At 64.0% G+C, this 17,345-nt stretch carries 20 protein-coding genes; 8 read left to right on the top strand and 12 right to left on the bottom strand.

From position 1 onward, the window contains the following. Positions 1–87 precede the first annotated feature (87 nt). On the bottom strand, positions 88–942 hold the full coding sequence (locus tag FJ492_RS20335) for an ATP/GTP-binding protein (protein ID WP_140771843.1): 855 nt from the start codon (positions 940–942) through the stop codon (positions 88–90). A 113-nt stretch (positions 943–1,055) separates the two neighbouring features. Here FJ492_RS20335 and FJ492_RS20330 point away from each other — a divergent pair, with 113 nt between their 5' ends. Further along, positions 1,056–1,859 (top strand): helix-turn-helix transcriptional regulator, encoded by an 804-nt coding sequence (locus FJ492_RS20330; protein ID WP_140749845.1) that lies wholly within the window; start codon positions 1,056–1,058, stop codon positions 1,857–1,859. A 30-nt stretch (positions 1,860–1,889) separates the two neighbouring features. Here FJ492_RS20330 and FJ492_RS20325 read toward each other — a convergent pair whose 3' ends face one another. Beyond that, on the bottom strand, positions 1,890–2,834 hold the full coding sequence (locus tag FJ492_RS20325; protein ID WP_140715708.1) for a CHAD domain-containing protein: 945 nt from the start codon (positions 2,832–2,834) through the stop codon (positions 1,890–1,892). After that, on the bottom strand, positions 2,831–3,304 hold the full coding sequence (locus tag FJ492_RS20320; protein WP_140507072.1) for a CYTH domain-containing protein: 474 nt from the start codon (positions 3,302–3,304) through the stop codon (positions 2,831–2,833). Before FJ492_RS20320 ends, FJ492_RS20325 begins: the two co-directional genes overlap by 4 nt. Before the next feature lie 90 nt (positions 3,305–3,394). Between FJ492_RS20320 and FJ492_RS20315 the strand changes: the two genes are divergently transcribed. The 4 genes from FJ492_RS20315 to FJ492_RS20300 are packed head-to-tail and all read left to right on the top strand — an operon-like array spanning position 3,395 to position 7,095. After that, positions 3,395–4,078, top strand: coding sequence for a CerR family C-terminal domain-containing protein (locus FJ492_RS20315; protein WP_140771897.1), 684 nt, complete (start codon positions 3,395–3,397; stop codon positions 4,076–4,078). A gap of 13 nt (positions 4,079–4,091) precedes the next feature. Then, positions 4,092–5,045, top strand: coding sequence for an HlyD family efflux transporter periplasmic adaptor subunit (locus FJ492_RS20310; RefSeq protein WP_140507070.1), 954 nt, complete (start codon positions 4,092–4,094; stop codon positions 5,043–5,045). After that, complete coding sequence (locus FJ492_RS20305; protein ID WP_140771841.1) at positions 5,042–5,962, top strand: ABC transporter ATP-binding protein; 921 nt, start codon at positions 5,042–5,044, stop codon at positions 5,960–5,962. Before FJ492_RS20310 ends, FJ492_RS20305 begins: the two co-directional genes overlap by 4 nt. Next, the gene (locus FJ492_RS20300) at positions 5,959–7,095 is read left to right on the top strand and encodes an ABC transporter permease (RefSeq protein ID WP_140507066.1); all 1,137 of its coding nucleotides are present in this window, start codon (positions 5,959–5,961) and stop codon (positions 7,093–7,095) included. The genes FJ492_RS20305 and FJ492_RS20300 overlap by 4 nt, the downstream gene beginning before the upstream one ends. Here FJ492_RS20300 and FJ492_RS20295 read toward each other — a convergent pair. After that, on the bottom strand, positions 7,092–7,565 hold the full coding sequence (locus FJ492_RS20295) for a MarR family transcriptional regulator (RefSeq protein ID WP_140715704.1): 474 nt from the start codon (positions 7,563–7,565) through the stop codon (positions 7,092–7,094). The genes FJ492_RS20300 and FJ492_RS20295 overlap by 4 nt on opposite strands. 164 nt (positions 7,566–7,729) lie before the next feature. Here FJ492_RS20295 and FJ492_RS20290 point away from each other — a divergent pair, with 164 nt between their 5' ends. Then, complete coding sequence (locus tag FJ492_RS20290; RefSeq protein ID WP_140507062.1) at positions 7,730–8,218, top strand: isoprenylcysteine carboxylmethyltransferase family protein; 489 nt, start codon at positions 7,730–7,732, stop codon at positions 8,216–8,218. A gap of 126 nt (positions 8,219–8,344) precedes the next feature. Here FJ492_RS20290 and FJ492_RS20285 read toward each other — a convergent pair whose 3' ends face one another. After that, the gene (locus tag FJ492_RS20285) at positions 8,345–9,322 is read right to left on the bottom strand and encodes a threonine/serine dehydratase (RefSeq protein ID WP_140771839.1); all 978 of its coding nucleotides are present in this window, start codon (positions 9,320–9,322) and stop codon (positions 8,345–8,347) included. Positions 9,323–9,464: 142 nt separating this feature from the next. Further along, entirely contained in the window at positions 9,465–9,788 is a 324-nt protein-coding gene (locus FJ492_RS20280) for a hypothetical protein (RefSeq protein WP_027146459.1), read from the bottom strand. Positions 9,789–9,959: 171 nt separating this feature from the next. On the opposite strand from FJ492_RS20280, the gene mbfA reads away from it, so the two are divergent. Beyond that, positions 9,960–10,943 (top strand): iron exporter MbfA, encoded by a 984-nt coding sequence (gene mbfA, locus FJ492_RS20275; RefSeq protein ID WP_027146460.1) that lies wholly within the window; start codon positions 9,960–9,962, stop codon positions 10,941–10,943. Between the two features lie 212 nt (positions 10,944–11,155). Here the strand turns inward: mbfA and FJ492_RS20270 are convergent, their stop codons facing one another. The 3 genes from FJ492_RS20270 to FJ492_RS20260 form a co-directional block, all read right to left on the bottom strand. After that, positions 11,156–11,500 (bottom strand): antibiotic biosynthesis monooxygenase, encoded by a 345-nt coding sequence (locus tag FJ492_RS20270; RefSeq protein WP_140771837.1) that lies wholly within the window; start codon positions 11,498–11,500, stop codon positions 11,156–11,158. Beyond that, positions 11,497–11,829: an NIPSNAP family protein gene (locus tag FJ492_RS20265; protein ID WP_140749876.1), complete on the bottom strand. Its 333-nt coding sequence runs from the start codon at positions 11,827–11,829 to the stop codon at positions 11,497–11,499. Before FJ492_RS20265 ends, FJ492_RS20270 begins: the two co-directional genes overlap by 4 nt. A gap of 92 nt (positions 11,830–11,921) precedes the next feature. Continuing rightward, a complete protein-coding gene (locus FJ492_RS20260) occupies positions 11,922–12,137 on the bottom strand; it encodes a DUF1127 domain-containing protein (protein WP_140771835.1) in 216 nt (71 codons plus the stop codon). Positions 12,138–12,205: 68 nt separating this feature from the next. Here FJ492_RS20260 and FJ492_RS20255 point away from each other — a divergent pair, with 68 nt between their 5' ends. Then, positions 12,206–12,880 carry a winged helix-turn-helix domain-containing protein gene (locus tag FJ492_RS20255; RefSeq protein ID WP_140507050.1) on the top strand — a complete coding sequence of 225 codons (675 nt, stop codon included), beginning with the start codon at positions 12,206–12,208 and terminating at the stop codon, positions 12,878–12,880. Positions 12,881–12,962: 82 nt separating this feature from the next. Here the strand turns inward: FJ492_RS20255 and ligD are convergent, their stop codons facing one another. The 3 genes from ligD to FJ492_RS20240 all read right to left on the bottom strand — a co-directional run bounded on the left by ligD (position 12,963) and on the right by FJ492_RS20240 (position 16,970). Beyond that, positions 12,963–15,482 (bottom strand): DNA ligase D, encoded by a 2,520-nt coding sequence (gene ligD, locus FJ492_RS20250; protein WP_140771833.1) that lies wholly within the window; start codon positions 15,480–15,482, stop codon positions 12,963–12,965. 9 nt (positions 15,483–15,491) lie between these two features. Beyond that, positions 15,492–16,361 carry a Ku protein gene (locus tag FJ492_RS20245; protein ID WP_140771831.1) on the bottom strand — a complete coding sequence of 290 codons (870 nt, stop codon included), beginning with the start codon at positions 16,359–16,361 and terminating at the stop codon, positions 15,492–15,494. Positions 16,362–16,463: 102 nt separating this feature from the next. Then, positions 16,464–16,970, bottom strand: a complete 507-nt coding sequence (locus FJ492_RS20240; RefSeq protein ID WP_027142569.1) for a ferritin-like domain-containing protein — start codon at positions 16,968–16,970, stop codon at positions 16,464–16,466. Positions 16,971–17,345: the final 375 nt, after the last annotated feature.

The following is a 17,345-nucleotide window of genomic DNA, read 5'->3' as shown; positions in this document are numbered from 1 at the left end:
TTGACCATCGCCGTGTGGACCGTCCTACCACGGTCCATCCGCGGCTGTCAGCTAAGGTCGCGCGGATCGGCGTCGGGACGCCGGCTCTCAGTCGAGCTTCAGCGCCGCCACTTCGCCCTCGTTCATCAGCGGCACATAGAGGATCGACTTGCCGTCGGTACCGATGTCGGCGCTGCCGGGCTTGAACCGCGCCACCGCTTCCGGCGTGCCGCCGGTCCTGTATCGGTAGAGCGTGCCGGTCATGTAGGCGGTGGCATAGATGGTGTCGCCAATGGCGACGACGCCGTCGAGATCGGCGAACCTTTGGGCGCCCGCCAACGGCGTCACCGCCTTGCTGGCGAGGTCGACCGCCAGCAGCCCGCCCGGCTCGGCGGTGCTGAAGTCGGCCTTGATTCCCTTACCCCATGAGGCGACGATCAGCCTGGTGCCATCGGCGAAGACGCCGTTGGGCGAAGCGAGCAACGCATCCTTCACGAACAGCTCCGGCCTGTCGCCATCGATGCGATAGATCGTGTCGGCCAGCATGTCGGTGACATAGACCTTGCCGGACTGGTCCGATGTCATGTCGTTCAGGAAGACCGCCTTCGGCACGGCGATGCTTGCGATGAGCTTGCCGCTGGCGAGGTCGACGACACGGACCTTGGTGATGTCGGCGACATAGAGCTTGCCGCCCGATATCGCCATGCCCTTGGGCGCGTCCATACCGTCGGTCCAGTGTTGCGTTACGACCTTGCCGTCGAGGGACAGCACGCTGAGATAACCATTGCCGTCGGCGTCGCCCGGATTGCCGACGATGTTGGAAACGATGATGCGGTTATTGGCGGCGTCGAACAGCGCCGATTCCGGCTGCTCGAGGCCCCTTGCGCGCCAGAGCTCGCCGGCCTGGGCGGGAACCGCGATGCCGATGGCGGCGATGAAGGCTGAGGTGATGAGGCGTTTCATGTCCGGTCTCCTGTGATGACGGCGGAGACCTATGGTTTTCGATACTTTTCGGGAAGAGCGATTGGCCCTAGTATCGAATATCGATACGAAACTGCCGGAATGAGGTGCATGCCATGAACGGCCCGATCTTCGAGGCGCTGAAACGGACACTGAAGGCGAAGGGGGTCACCTATCGCGAGCTTGGCGAGCGGATGGGCGTTTCCGAGCCGACGGTGAAGCGCATCTTCCACGAGAAGAACTGCAAGCTCGACCGGCTGGTGGAGATCTGCGCCGCCGCCGGCGTCGAGCTGGAAAACGTGCTCGGCTCGATGAACCGGGGGCCGGGGCCGGTCAACCACATCGCGCCGGAGATCGAGCGCAGGCTCGCCGGCCGGCCGGCGCTGCTCTTCGTCTTCGTCATGCTGTCGGAAAAGTTCACGCCGCAAGGCGTCATGCGCTCGCAGGGACTGAGCGAGGCCTCGATGTTCCTCTATCTGCGCGACCTCGAGGAACTCGGCCTGATCGCGCTCGGTCGTGGCCTGTCGGCGAAATTGCTGGTCGAAACGCCCATCCAGTGGAATTTCGAGGGGCCGCTCAGGCCGCTGTTCGAGATGACCAACAAGAATTTCATCGGCTGGGCGATCACCCATCTCGAGCGGGAGGCGACCTTCGTCAGCTTCTCCAGGCGGATGCGGCCGGAGACGGCGGAGATGGTGCGGCGCGAGGCGGAGGAGCTTGCCGACCGCGCGAAACTGCTGGCCCATCACGACCAGCACACCACGCCCGAGGACGGACTGGTCGGCTACAAATGGACGTTTGCCTTTGGCGCGACGCCGTTCGAGGCGATCATGCCGATTGGCCCACACCCGCGCGACGCCGGCGCGCGGGTGAAGGATCAGGCGTCCGAGGCAAAAAGGCGACCGCCGCTACCCGCTTAGCGCAATGGCGATCGGCGAGGTCTTCCGCCGTCAACCGGCCGCGGCGGCCAGATCGTCGGCGGGCGAGGCGCCGGCGAGATCGTCGCGGGCCTTGCGGGCAAGCCTCTTCGTCGAGCGCTTCGGGCTGTCGCCGAACAGTTCGGCCGCGTCGGCAAGGCACGCCTTCCTCAGGCTCTTTTCCGAGCGCTTGAGCAGCTTGCCGATAAGTTTCGTGTCCTCGGGCGGCCCAAGCGGCTCGCTGTCCGCCTCGAGCAGCGCGCGCATGACGAACACGTCATGCAGTTCGCCGAGCTGCTCGCCCAGTTCATCGACAGCCTTGCGCCGCGCCTTGATCGGGGTCGGCCACAGCCTGCCCAGCAGCGACAGGTGCATGCCATGCGTCTTGGCCGCCTTGCGCAGGTCGTGGAAATCGTCGGCCTTGCCGTGGGCGCCGGCCTTGTCGAGCGCCTTCCTAGCACGGCGCAAGGTGACGCGGGCGCCCTCGGCGAGCACGTCTGCGGCCTGTTCCGGCTGGTCGGGCAAGGCAAGGGCTTCGATGCGCTTCATGCCGTCTTCGCACGCGGCGGTCGCCGCGCCGATCGCCGCCTGCAGCCCGGCGCCTTCGTGCAAATCATGCTGGCGCGCGATCAGCCTGTCGCGCACGGCATCGAGCCCGCCATCGGCGCTCTCCTTCGCGAAACGCGCCGCCAGCCGGTCGATGGTCTCGATCAGCGCCGTCGCCTCACGCGGGCCGGCTAGCAGCGCCGCCACGTTGCGGTAGCACTGATTCTCGGTCGCGCAGAATGTTTCGTCTCCGGAACGAACGAGGCGCAGCAAGGCACGCGCGCTCTTCAGCCGCTTGCGGCACTTGTGCAGGCCCTGTTCCGGCCGGGCGCGTGCCGCATCCAGATGCAACAGGGCCTTGCCGATCTCCTCGGCAAGGATGCGTCTGACCTCGCCGGTCAGCGGCATGCGCGGGTCTATGCGAAAGCTCATGCGGCGATCTCCGGTATCCCTCCGAGGGCGAGCGACGCGTTGTAGAACTTCTGATCGCCGGTGACTTCATGGCCGAGCCAGTCCGGCAGCATTTCATCCGGAACGTCTTGCGGAGTCTCGAGTTCGGCCACCACAAGTCCCGCCAGTGCACCGCCAAAGACATCGACTTCATAGAGATAGCCGCGATGCCTAACATGGTGACGTGTCTTCTCGATGACACGTCCGATGGCGAAGTCCAGCATCTCCACTGCCTCCGCGAGCGGGATCGGATATTCGAATTCGTCGCGCTCGCGCGCGCTGCTGCCGAATTTGAGCGTCAGCTTGGCCGAGGCTCCGTCACTGATGCGGATGCGGACGGTTCGTCCGGGTGCCATGGCGAGATAGAACTGGAGAATGCGGATATCCGCTTCCACCAGATCCCGCCATGCTGTGCTGGAGACCAGGAACTTACGCTCGACTTCCTTGCCCATGGCCGCGCACTAAAGCGTTTGCCGCGCGCGATGGCAAGACGGAGCGCGCGGAAGTTGACTTTAATCAATCGATTGATTAAAATCTTCGACATGATCAAATCGCCAGATGCCAAGACGCCCCGCCGCGAGACATCCCCGGCAGAGCTGACGCGCTCCGCGCTCGTCCGGGCGGCGCTGAAACTGTTCGGGCGGCAAGGCTTCGACGGCACCTCGACGCGCGAGATCGCGGCCGAGGCGGGAGCCAATATCGGCTCGATCGCCTATCATTTCGGCGGCAAGGAAGGTCTTCGCGCAGCTGCCGCCGACTTTATCGTCGAGACCATTCAGGCCGTCGCCGGTCAGGCGCTCAATGAACAGGCCGCGACGGCTGGCGATCCGGAGACGGCGCGCGCGCAGCTCTTCGCGGCCCTGGAACGGATGGTCGGCTTTGTCGTTGCCAGTCCGCAGGCCGGAGAGATCGTGCAGTTCGTGCTGCGCGAGCTGTCGTATCCGACGGCGGCGCTCGACCGCATCTATGAAGGCGTCTTCGATCCGGCGCATCGTCGTTTGTGTCTGCTCTGGGAGCAGGCCACCGGCGAGCCGGCCGAGAGCGAACGGACCCGGCTCACCGTGTTCACGTTGATCGGCCAGGTCATCTATTTCCGCATCGGCCGCGAGGCGGTGATGCGCCGCATGGGCTGGCACGAAATCGGTGCCGCCGAGGCCGCCAAGGTGGTGGCGGTCACCACGGACAACCTCGGCGCCATACTGGCCGCCCGAAAGAGGCAGGGATGAAGGGATCAAGACAATGAGCATTTTGTGTTCGCTGCCGCTCGCTGCCCAACTGTTCGCTGCCTGCGCCCCGGCGGCACCGCTCGCCGTCGGCTATGTCGAGGGCGATTATGTGCTCCTGGCGCCGATCGAAGTGGCGCAGGTCGAGACGGTGACCGTGAAGCGCGGCGATCGCGTCACGCCGGGAGCCACCGTGGTGACACTCGAAAATGCCGACGCCAAGATCGCGGTGGCGCAAGCGCAGGCGGCCCTTGCACAGGCGCAGGCGCAGTTTGCCGACCTCCAGGTCGGCAAACGGCCGGAAGAGATCGCCGTGCTGAAGGCCGAGGTCGACATGGCCAAGGCACAGGCCGCCGACGCCAAGCGAAAAAACGACCGCGCCTCCGATCTGTTCAAGCGCGGTACCGGCACCCAAGCGGACTATGACACCGCCTCGGCGACGCTGGAAACCGCCAATGCCCAGGTTGGCCAGGCCGAGGCCAATCTCGCCGTCGGCGGCCTGCCGGCGCGGCCCGAGACGATCAAGGCCGCCGATAACCAGGTCAAGCAGGCGCAGGCGGAACTGGAACAGGCGCGATGGCGCCTGTCCAAGCGCACGCTCGCAGCCCCTTCGCCCGGCCGCGTTAACGACGTCATCCGCAATCCCGGCGACACGGCGGGCCCGACCGCGCCTGTCATCTCGGTGCTTCCCGACGGCGCGGTGAAGCTCAGCGTCTATATTCCGGAAAGCGCGTTCTCCTCGGTCAAGGTCGGCAGCCTGCTCAGCGTCCGTTGCGACGGCTGCGGCCCGGACGTGAAGGCGCGCGTCAGTTACGTTTCGCCCGATCCCGAATTCACCCCGCCGGTGATCTATTCGCTCGAGAACCGGCAGAAGCTGGTCTACCTCGTCGAGGCGCGGCCGGAGGGCGATGCGGGGCCGCTTCAGCCCGGCCAGATCGTCGATGTCGATCTCGCGGATATGGGAAAATGAACGCCATCAACGTTCACGGCCTGGTCAAGCGCTTCGGCGACAAGACCGTCGTCGATCATGTGACGATGTCGGTCGCCGAGGGCGAGATCGTCGGCTTCCTCGGCCCCAACGGCTCGGGCAAGACCACCACCATCCGCATCATGTGCGGCCTGCTGACGCCGGACGAGGGCGAAGGCACGGTGCTGGGCTTCAACATCCGCACCGATGCGCTCAGGATCAAGCGTGAAGTCGGTTACATGACGCAGAAATTCTCGTTCTACGAGGATCTGACGATCGGCGAGAACCTGGAATTCGTGGCGCGGCTCTACCGGCTGAAGCCGGTCGAGGAATATGTCTCGCGCACGCTGGAGGATCTCGGCCTGGCGACGCGCCGCAACCAGCTGGCCGGCACCTTGTCCGGCGGCTGGAAGCAGCGTCTGGCGCTGGCCGCCTGTATCATGCACAAGCCGAAACTGCTTCTGCTCGACGAGCCGACGGCCGGCGTCGACCCGAAGGCGCGGCGCGAGTTCTGGGACGAGATCCATCGCCTGGCCAGCGGCGGGCTCACCGTGCTGGTTTCCACTCATTACATGGACGAGGCCGAGCGCTGCCACCGCATCAGCTACATCTCCTACGGCAAGATGCTAGCCACCGGTACCGTCGCCGAGGTGGTGAAGAATGCGGGCCTGACCACTTTCGTGCTGCAGGGTCCGCGGCTCGACGAGGTGGCGCAAACGCTGCAAGGCCGTCCCGGCGTCGACCAGGTGGCACCGTTCGGCGCGACGCTGCATGTCGTCGGTTCCGACCGCAAGAAGCTTGAGGCTGCCCTTGCCGATGTTGAGAGAGAGCACAAAGGGGTGACCATGAAACCCGGCGAAACCAGCCTGGAGGACGTCTTCATTCAGTTCATGTCGGGATCGAAGGACAATATGGCATGAACAACGTCTTTTCCTTCGCCAGGCTCGGCGCCCTGCTGATCAAGGAGTTCATCCAGATGCGGCGCGACCGCATCACCTTCGCCATGATGCTGGGCGTGCCGCTGATACAGCTCGTCCTGTTCGGCTACGCCATCAACAACGACCCGAAAAGCCTGCCGGCGGCGCTGGTGGCGACCAGCAGCGATCCCTACACCCGCGCCATGGTCTCGGCGTTGCAGACCACCGGCTACTACCGCTTCGACAATGTCGCGCAAAGCGCTGACGAGGCCGAGTTCCTGATGGCGCGCGGCGACGTCGCCTTCGTCGTCACCATCCCCGCCGATTTCGCCCGGCGCGTCGAGCGCGGTGACAAGCCGCAGATCCTGATCGAGGCCGACGCCACCGATCCGGCGGTCGCCAGCGGCGCGATATCGACGCTCGGCACCATCGCCGGCCAGGCGCTGCTGAGAGCGCAGGGCATGCAGGAAGCCGCCGCCGAGGCCGCCAGGGGCCAACTCGATGTCGTCGTGCACCGGCGCTACAATCCCGAAGGCATCTCGCAATACAACATCGTGCCCGGCCTGCTCGGCGTCATCCTGCAGATGACCATGGTGATGATGACCTCGATCGCGCTGACGCGCGAAACCGAGCGTGGCACGATGGAGAATCTCCTGGCGATGCCATCGAGCCCGCTGGAGATCATGATGGGCAAGGTGCTGCCCTATCTGGCGGTCGGCGCGGTGCAGGTGGTGGTGGTGCTGGCGGCGTCGAAGCTTCTGTTCGCCATCCCCTTCACCGGCTCGATGACGCTGCTTTTGTCGGCGGTGCTGGTGTTCGTGCTGTCCCTGGTGCTGCTCGGCTACACGATCTCGACGATCGCGCGCACGCAGATGCAGGCGCTTCAGCTCACCTTCTTCTTCTTCCTGCCCTCAATCATGCTGTCGGGCTTCATGTTTCCCTATCGCGGCATGCCGGGCTGGGCGCAGACCTTCGGCGAGATTTTTCCGCTGACGCATTTCCTGCGCATCACCCGCGCGGTGATGTTGAAGAGCGCCCAGCTGCCGGCGGTGGCGACCGAGATCGGCTGGCTGGCGGCGTTCGTGGCGCTGTTCGCCGGCGTGGCGCTGGTACGGTTCAGGCGCACGTTGGACTAAAGTTTCGAGCGCCCTCTCACATCATCGCTCAGCCGCCGCACGATCTCGGTCGTCCTGCGAATATCCGGTTCGCTGAGCGCGACGCCCATGGTGGTTGCGATCGAAAGGAGCTGGGTGTTGAGTTCGCGGTAGCGCGCGTCGCCTATGGGCGTCAGCTGCACGAGCTTGGAGCGCCGGTGCTTCGGATTGTGGACGAATTTGACGAGCCCCTCGGCCGCAAGCTCATCCGCCAGCCGCTGCATCCGCTGGCGGCTGGTGGGTCTCATCTGAGCGATCTGCGGCACGGTCAGGGGACCAAGCAGCGCGAGACTTCGCATGAAGCCGAACGCACCGCCGCCCCAGCTGGTGATGAGCCCCGTCTTCTGACCCAGGGCCCGTATTCTGAAGAAGCACTGGGCCACTTCGAGCATCAGCTCGGCGATTGCCTCGCCCTTGCTGTCGACGATTGGTCCGATCCCGTCCTTCGGCATGCCTCGGTCCTGTGTCGTGCCGCTGCCATGCGCATCCATTCCGCTGACCTCGCCTGTTTCCTGATTGACACGCCGATTGTCAAGTATAGAATGACACCTTAGTTGTCATTTTGAAGGCGACCTCCCCTACGTAGCCTCCAGGATCTGCAGGAGCAGCCACGGGTATGGACACAGATGGGCAACAAGTGGCCGCGACAGCAGGCGTCGCTGGGCGACCGATCCTTTTCTTTCCTGCCGCTGTTCTGGTCGGTCTCACCTTGGATCGGGTGCTGCCTTTGCCGTTCCCGGTGCCGGGGATCGACCTGGTCCACCGGATCATCGGCGGGTCGCTGATCCTGATAGGTTTGGCGCTTTTTGCCGCGGGGGTCCGCCGCTTCTCCAGCGCTGCGACGCCTTTGCCCACGAACCAGCCCGCCCGCGTGCTCGTGACGACAGGCATTTACCGCTGGACCCGCAATCCCATCTATCTTGGGTTTTTTCTCATGTACGGCGGCATCGGCGTCGCGACACAAAGCTCGTGGGTTCTGATCCTAACACTGCCGCTTGTGTTCATGGTCCGCTATGGCGTCGTCGCGCGCGAGGAGGCTTACCTGGAAAGGCGGTTCGGCGACATCTATCGGGGCTACAAGGCCCGCGTGCGCCGCTGGCTCTGACAGTTGGACAAGAGCGCCGGCCTGCAGCGCCGGCGCCATTTGCGACAGCCAACTGATTTGGCTTTGACCCTAGAGTGCCGCGTGTCCAATTGGCCACCGCATGATCCCGCAGATCAATTGCAACCTTTATGCGGCCCCCATGATTTCCGCATAGGTGCCGAAATCGACATTGCCGCCGGACAGCATCACGGCAACGCATTTGCCGGACAGTTCGATCTCGCCCGATGACAGCGCCGCGAGCGCAACGCAGCCGCCGGGCTCGACCACCAGCTTGAGATGGGCCATGGCGTCGCGCATCGCCTGAGCCGTCGCCTTGTCGGAAACCGCGATGGCGCCGGCGAGGTTGCGGCGGTTGATTTCGAAGGTGATGACGCCCGGCTCGGCGGTCAGGATGGCGTCGCAGATCGAACTGTGGCCCGGCTCGTTCGAAACCCTGGCGCCCGCCGCCAGCGAGCGGCGAGTGTCGTCGAAATGCTCGGGTTCGACCGCCCAGATCGCGGTGCCGGGCGAGGCATCCTTGACCGCGACGGAAATGCCGCTGGTCAGGCCGCCGCCGCCACAGGGGATGACGACCGCGTCGAGCGATACACCGAGCGTCCGCGTCTGCTTCACCAGCTCCAGTCCGATCGTGCCCTGGCCGGCGATGATAGCCGGGTCGTCGAAGGGCGGCACCAACGCCATGCCCCTGTCGAGGTAAGGGCGAACCACCGTCATGCGGTCGTCCTTGAAACGGTCGAAGGGCACCACCTCGGCGCCCATCTTGCGGACATTGGCGATCTTCATGTCAGGTGCATCCGCTGGCATGGCGATGACCGCTTTGACGCCGAACATGGCGGCCGAAGCCGCCACGCCTTGCGCATGGTTGCCCGAGGAGAAAGCGACGACGCCACGGCTGCGTTCCGCCTCGCTCAGCGAGGACAGCTTGTTGTAGGCGCCGCGGAACTTGAACGAGCCGGTGCGCTGCAGTGTCTCCGGCTTGAACAGGATGCGGCCGCCGAAGCGCCTGTTCAGCTCCTGCGATTCGATCAGCGGTGTCTCGACGATCAGCCCCGAAAGGCGCGCGGCGGCGGCGTGGATGTCGGCAATGCCGGGAGGGGTGGTCATGGCGGGTCCTGTGGTGATGCGATCCGGCCATGGTGCACGGAAAGGCTCGCGCGATGCCAACGAAAAGATGTGACCGGGACAATTTGCGATTGTGATCAAGATACAAATATAGCCCGCGTTGCGGCCGCCAGCGTATCGCACTTCACCCCAGCAACGTCCGCTGCCTTTTTGTCCCGCCCAGCTTGCGCCAGCTGTTGAACCGATGCGTGGCGGCGGCGAACGAGATCTTCATCTGCTGGGCCACCGAATAGCGCGACTTGCCTTCGTCGAACATGCGGTAGCAGCACTCGACGCCTTCCTCGGTCAGCTTGCCGTCCGGCGCCTTGTTGTGCGGATTGGCAGGGTCGAATTTCTCGACCTGCTGTTCGACAAGGCCTTTCAGGCGCTGCAGGTCGGCCTCGATGCTGGCGATGAGATCGAGGACCGGTTTCGGGTCATAGGCGTGCGGAGGCGTCTTTGCCGTCATCAGCTCGTTCCTTTTTATGGCTTGGTGCCACATATAGGTGAACATTCGGCAATAATGAAGGACGATGCCAAGGCCGGGCTTCAACTATTGTTGACCGCGGCCAAGCGCGCGATTGACCACCGACGCCGTAAACCCTAGTTTAGAACAATTCTAAACTAGGGTGATTTCCTCATGCTTTCCCGTGTTTTCGGCTTCGGCCGCCGCTCCTTCGAATCGCTCTCCGAACAAGAGATCCTGGCGCTGGCCATTTCATCGGAAGAAGATGATGGCCGCATCTACCGCGCCTACGCGGATGGACTGGCCGAGACTTTCCCGCAATCGGCCAAACTGTTCGAGGCGATGGCCAAGGAGGAGGACGGCCATCGCAACTCGCTGATCGAGCTCCATCGCAAGCGTTTCGGCGAGCGCATTCCGCTGATCCGCCGTGAACATGTGAAAGGCTATTATGAGCGCAAGCCCGACTGGCTGGTGCGGCCGCTCGGCATCGAGGCCGTGCGTACCCAGGCCGAGGCGATGGAGCGGCAGGCCTACCTGTTCTATGTCGAGGCGGCCAAGCGCACCACCGATGCCTCGACGCGAAAACTGCTCAACGACCTGGCCGCAGCCGAACAGGGCCATGAAAGCTCGGCGCATGCGCTGGAGCAGAAACATGTCCCGGGCGAAGTCAGGGTCGAGGAGGCGACCGCCGAGCAGCGCCAGTTCATTCTCACCTATGTGCAGCCGGGCCTGGCCGGGCTGATGGACGGATCGGTATCGACGCTGGCGCCGATCTTCGCCGCCGCCTTTGCCACGCATGACACGTGGCAGACGCTTCTGGTCGGTCTCGCCGCCTCGATCGGCGCCGGCATCTCGATGGGGTTCACCGAAGTGGCCTCCGACGACGGCAAACTGTCGGGCAGGGGCTCGCCGATCAAGCGCGGCCTGACCGTTGGCGTCATGACGACGCTGGGCGGCCTCGGCCACGCGCTGCCCTACCTCATCCCGCATTTCTGGACGGCGACCGGCGTTGCCGCCGTGGTGGTGTTCTTCGAATTGTGGGCGATCGCCTTCGTCCAGAACCGCTACATGCAGACCCCGTTCCTGCGCGCCGCCTTCCAGGTGGTTCTCGGCGGTGCCCTGGTGTTCGCGGCGGGCGTGCTGATCGGGAATGCGTAGAACGCCTCTTCCTTCCCCCTTGTGGCGGAAGGTGGCCTCGCGCAGCGAGGTCGGATGAGGGGTGCTCCAGGGAAAGCCAGCGTCTCACTCCGCTGGAACACCCCTCGACCGTCTCGGCGCTGCGCGCCGATCCGCCGCCCTGGGCGAGTCACGGTCCTCGCCCGCCCTTCGGGCCCCACAAGGGGGGAAGGGAAAAGCGTCGCGCTAACCTCTCACCCATTCACCGCCCGGCTGTCCGCCAGCGCCTCGTCTCTTTCCGTCAGCCCATAATCCCGCACCATATGCGCGATCCGCAATCTATAGCCGGCAAAGATGCCGCCGCGCCCTGTCTTTTGTGCCTGTCGGTGTTCTTCGGTATTGCGCCAGGCCTTGACCGCCTCCTCGTCACGCCAGAACGACAGCGACAGGATCCGGTTCGGGTCGGCCAGGCTCTGGAAGCGCTCGATGGAGATGAACCCATCGATGCCGTCGAGCAGCGGCCGCAGATCGGCGGCGATGCTCAGATAAGCCTCGCGCCGGCCCTGTGCGGGCTGCACCTCGAAGATGACGGCGATCATAGCTTCACCAGTGGCGCGTGCGGGCCGGAAGCCAGTTTCAGGAACATGCGGTCCTCCCTAAGGATGAAGCGTTCACGGCGGGCGAACTCGTAGTTTGCCTTGCCGGCGGGGTCGGCGGCAAGCCGGGCGCGATAGGCTTCGTAGGCGGCCAGATTCTCGATGTTGTAGGCGGCATAGGCCGTCGTGGCCGAGCCCTCATGCGGCGCGAAATAACCGATCAGATCGGCGCCGCAGCGCGGAATGGCCTGGCCCCAGTTGCGGGCATACTCCTCGAAGGCGGCCTTGCCGAACGGGTCGATCTCATAGCGGATAAAGCACGTGATGGTCATCTCGGTCTCTCCTTGAAGAGTGTTTTCGCGTGGATAATTCGAGCGGCGTCGAACCGTTGTATCGTCCGATCTGCTAGGCAAATGTCCTGACCTCAAGCCTGCCAGAAGGACTTCGCGCATTCGCGGCGCACATCTTCCCGTGTCAGGCCAAGGTCGCGCAGCAGATGGTCGTCGATCTCGCGGAGATCGCGGCGCCGCAAATGGCGGTCATACCAGCGGGCCGGCAGCCGCGAGCGGACCCAGCTGATGAACGGGAACGATTGGCGGCGGGGCAACGGTGCGGGGATGAAAGCGATTCGTGCGGCCATCGTCGTCTCCTTGATCTGGTCGGAGAATAATGTTTACCTGACAAGAATGCTTCGATGAGGATCAAACCATGCGTGAAGGACCCGATATTGCCCGCATCGCCAGCCTGGTCGGCGATCCGGCCCGCGCCAACATGCTGAACGCCCTGATGGGCGGCACGGCATTGACCGCGAGCGAACTGGCGCTGGAGGCCGGCGTGTCGCTGCCGACCGCCTCCTCGCATCTGTCCAAACTGATGGAGGGCGGGTTGCTGACTTTGGCCAGCCAAGGCCGGCATCGTTATTACGGGCTGGCCGGCCCGCAAGTGGCCGGCATGATCGAAGCCATCACCGGCGTGGCCGAAGCTGTTGGCCCCAAGCGGGTGCGGCCGGGTCCTCGCGACGGCGCGATGCGCATCGCGCGCGTCTGCTACGATCACCTTGCCGGCGAGCAGGCCGTTGCGATGCTGGATCGCCTTGTCGAGAAAAACATCCTGGTCCGCGACGACAAGGAGATCAGGCTCGGGCCCTCCGCCGCATCGCACTTCGCGGCGATAGGCATCGATGTCTACACCAAGCCGCGGCGGCCGGTGTGCCGCGCCTGCCTCGACTGGAGCGTGCGGCGCTCGCACCTCGCCGGGACGCTGGGCGCCGCCATCCTCGACAAGATCCTTGCTGAGAAATGGGCGCGCCGCGAGAAGGACAGCCGGGCGGTGATTTTCTCGCCGCCCGGCAAGCAGGCGTTCGAGAGGGTGTTTCTGGCGTGATGGATTGCGGAGACCTCGGCGGGACAGCACCCCCCTCCGGCAGGCCAGAGGGGGGTGGTGCCCCACGGCGTCGAAAGTCGAGTTAGCCCCGCTTCAACACCTTGCCCTTCTTGAAGAAATCCGCCCACGGATCGGCTTCCGAAAGCCGTTTCAGCGTCGTCTTGTCGCCGATCGGAAAGGCGTTTGGCGGCAAGCCGGCCTCGATCTCGGCCCAGGTCACCGGCATCGACACCGTCGCGCCCTTCTTGGCCCGCGACGAGTACGGTGCGACGGTGGTCGCGCCGCTGCCGTTGCGCAGATAGTCGACGAAGATCTTTCCCGTGCGCGCCTTCTTCGACAGCGTCGCCGTGTAGCGGTCCGGCGCGCCTTGCTCAAGCGCCCTGGCGAAATCATGGGCGAAGCCTTTGACCTCGGCCCAATCCGCCGACGGTTTCAGCGGCACGACGACATGAAAGCCCTTGCCGCCCGATGTCTTGACGAAATTGGGCAGCGACAGCTCATCGAGCTTGGCCCTGATGTCGAGCGCCGCCTCGCGCACCGCTTTCACATCGACGCCTTCGTCGGGGTCGAGGTCGAAGACGATCTGGTCCGGCTGTTCAAGCTTGTCGATCGTGCAGCCCCAGATGTGGATCTCGACCACGCCGAGCTGGACCAGCGCCGCGATGCCGTCGAAATCGCGGATGAACAGGATTTCCTCGCCATCCGTGGGATCCCTGGTCTTCTCGATCTTCGCATGCATGCCGGCCGAGGCATGCTTCTGGAAGAAGCGCTGGCCGCCGACGCCATCCGGCGCCCTGACCAGGCTGAGCGGCCGCTCGACAACGAACTGCTTCATGCGCGGCCATACCAGCGCGTAATGATCGAGCAGGGCCCGCTTCGAGATCTTTTCGTCGGGCCACAGAAGCTTGTCCGGGTGGGACAGCTTCACAGTGGTTTTCGCCGCCGTTCCTGCCGTATTGGCGTTTGCCGCCGGCTTGGCCTTGGCCGGGCCCTTGCCTGTCGCCGCCTTATCTGTCGCTGGCTTCGGCTTTTCCTGCACGACTTCCTCCGCCGGCTTGTCCTCGCGCAGCCCCTGGAACGAAGCATGGCGTATTATACGGTCCGACGTCCAGCTGCGAAATTCCACTTCGCCGACCAGCTCCGGCTTGACCCAGACCAGGCCCTTGCCCTTCGGCACGGCCGCATCGAAGGGCGAGGCGTCTGTCTTCAGCGCATCGAGCTTCTTCTTCAGGTCGTTGGCGCCCTTGGTGGAGAAGCCGGTGCCGACACGGCCGGCATAGTGCAAGCTGCCGTCTTCGAAATAGCCGACCAGCAGCGAGCGCAGGCCGCGTCCGGTCTTGTCCGACGGCAGATAGCCGCCGATGACGAATTCCTGCCGTGCCGTGCATTTCGATTTGACCCATGTCGGACCGCGCCCGCTGCGGTAGGGCGCGTCGGCGCGTTTCGAGACGACGCCTTCCAGCCCCATGCGACAGGCATGTTCCAGCATGATCTTGCCGGGTTCGGTAAAATGGTCGGAGAAGCGCACCGCCGCATTGTCGGCCTGCTCGCCGAGCAGGTCCTGCAAGGTGTGCTTGCGCTCGACCAGGGGTTCACGGCGCAAATCCTTGCCGTCGAGCCGCATCAGGTCGAAAATATAGTAGAGGAAGCGGTTTGTCCGCTTCGCCGACAGATCCTGCTGCAGCAGCGCGAAGGACGACACGCCGCTGTCGGCCAGCACAACGATCTCGCCGTCGATGATGGCATCGCTGCATTTCAGCCCGGCGAGTTCGGCCGTGATCTCGCCGCCGAATTTTTCGGTCCAGTCCAGCCCGGTGCGGGTCAGGAGCCGAACGTCGGTGCCGGCGATCTGCGCCTGCATGCGGTAGCCGTCGAACTTCACCTCATGCAGCCAGTCCTGGCCCGAGGGTGCGTCGCGCTCCAGCGTGGCGAGCTGCGGCTCAATGAAATCGAGCTTCTTGCCGGTTTTGGCCTTGCTGGCGGCCGGCTTGTTCGAATGCCAGACCTTCGGCTTCTCGCCCTTGGCCGCCTTGCCCTCACCGACCTCCTCGATCGTCAGGCCTGACTTCACCGATTTCGGCTCGTTCTTCAGAATGTCCTCGCCGGGGCGTGCGGCAGCATCGTCGGACTTGATCAGCAGCCAGTTGTCCCGTTTTTCGCCCGGGCGCGGCCGCAGCCGCACCAGATGCCATTTGCCACGCAGCTTGTGGCCCTCGAGCTCGAAGTTGATGTGGCCCTTCGCCATCATCTTGGCCGGATCGCCCTCGGGCATCCAGGTGCCCTCGTCCCAGACGAGGACCGAGCCGCCGCCATACTCGCCCTTGGGGATGGTGCCTTCGAAGCCGGCATAGTCGATGGGATGGTCCTCGACATGCACGGCAAGCCGCTTTTCGTGCGGGTCGAGGCTCGGTCCGCGCGTCACCGCCCAGCTCCACAGCACGCCGTCATGCTCAAGGCGAAAATCGTAATGCAGCCTTGTAGCGGCATGCTTCTGGATGACGAAGATGCCGCCGTGCTTCTTCCCGCGCGCAACCTTGCCGGCCGGCTCGGCCGTCTTCTTGAAGTCCCGCTTCGAATGGTACTGTTCGAGGCTGCTGGCCATCTCGTATCCTCAGGCCGATTTACGCTTCGGCGCGACGCTTTTCGCCTTGACGCGTTTGGCCGCCGGCTTGGCTTTCGCCGAGGATGGCTTCGTTGATCCTGAATCCGACGACAGGCTCTTCTTCAGCGCGTCGAACAGGTTGACGACATTGGAGGGTTTGGGCGCCGCCTTGGCTTTCGGCGCCTTGTGCCCCGCCTTCTTGGCGCGGATCAGTTCGAGCAGGGCTTCCTCATATTTGTCCTCGAATTTCGAGGGATCGAACTTCGTCTTCTTCTTGTCGATGATGAGCTCGGCAAGGTCGGTCATCTCCTGATCGGGCTTCACCGCCTCGATGTCGCCGAAGACGGCCTCTGGCTGGCGCACCGTATTGTCGTAGCGCAGCGTGGTCAGCACCATGCCCTTGCCGAGCGGCTCGATGACCACCGGACGCTCACGGCGGTAGAGGACGATGCGCGCCAGCCCGGCCATCTTCTTGCCCGCCATGGCGTCGCGGATGACGGCGAAGGCATCTTGCGAAACCTTGTCGGCCGGCGCGACATAGTAGGGCGTGTCGAGATAGATCTGCCGGATCGAGGATTTGTCGACGAAGCCGTCGAGGCTCATCGTGTGCGAGGTTTCGATCTGCACCGCCTCGATCTCGTCCTCCTCTATATGGACGAAATCGCCCTTGTCGATCTCGTACCCCTTGATCTCGTCGCCCTCCTCGATCGGCTTGCCGGTCTCGGCGTCGACATAGATACGCTTCACCGTGTTGCCGGTCTTGCGGTTCAGGATGTGGAACGAGACCTTATCGGCATGGGTGACGACATTGGTCAGTTCGATGGCGCAGGTGACCAGCGAGAGCTTCAGATAGCCTTTCCAGGCCGGGCGCGGCGCCATGATGATTTCCCTTGACAAAGATCAGCTGCAACGGACGACCACCCCGATGGGTTCCAACCGGCTGGAGCCGGCGCGGTTGCCGCCGGCCCCGGCTGTCAGCCCCTATTCGGCGGCTTGCAGGTTGATCTTGCTTTCCGCGATTTCGGTCAGCTTGCGATCCGTCGCCTGCTCTTCCCTAAGGTTCTTGGCCAGCACATTGGCGCAGTCGCTGCGGCCGAGCTGCTTGGCCCAGGCGATCAGGGTGCCGTAGCGGGTCATCTCATAGTGCTCGACGGCCTGGGCGGAGGCGATCAGCGCGGCGTCGAGAACATCCTTGTCGTCGACATCGCCACTGACGTCGTCGGCCTCCTCGAGAATGCCGTCGATGGCCGGGCAGTTCACCTGCTTGGCCTTTACGCCATGCAGCTCGAACACCTCTTCGACGCGTTCGATATGGCCCTTGGTTTGTTCGAGGTGTTTTTCGAAGCCGGCCTTCAACTGCGGATCGGTTGCCTTGCCGACCATCTTCGGCAGCGCCTTCTCGATCTGCTTCTCGGCATAATAGATGTCGCGCAGCGTGTGCACGAAGAGATCGTCCAGCGTTTTGATGTCCTTCGAAAAGAAACCCATGATTTCAGCCTTTCCATTGCTCTTGCTTGTGTCGAGAGTTGCGGCTTGCCAGTGGCAACGCCTCTGAGCCGGCAATGCCGGTCCTATGATCCCAACGTCCGCTGCGCGGGGCGGTTCCGGGCCTACCGGCCATCCGGCAAGGAAATTCCAAGGGCGGCACGAAAGCTGAAACACAAGCGCGCCAAGGCGACATTCAAACGAAACATATGTGATGCAAAAGTCACACCGGACGAAATGGCGACAAAAGGCACCGAAACACCCCGAATCAGCCGCATTCCGGCCACGAAGCGACGGGTTTTCGACCAGAAATTAACATCACGTTCACTGAGTATTCACGCCTCGATGCTATCGTTCCCGCAATTCGGAAGGGACATC

The sequence above is a fragment of the Mesorhizobium sp. B2-5-4 genome (assembly GCF_006441095.1).
GTDB lineage: Bacteria > Pseudomonadota > Alphaproteobacteria > Rhizobiales > Rhizobiaceae > Mesorhizobium > Mesorhizobium salmacidum.
Note: the sequence above shows the minus strand (reverse complement) of the source record. Positions and strands in the feature narration are given on the sequence as shown.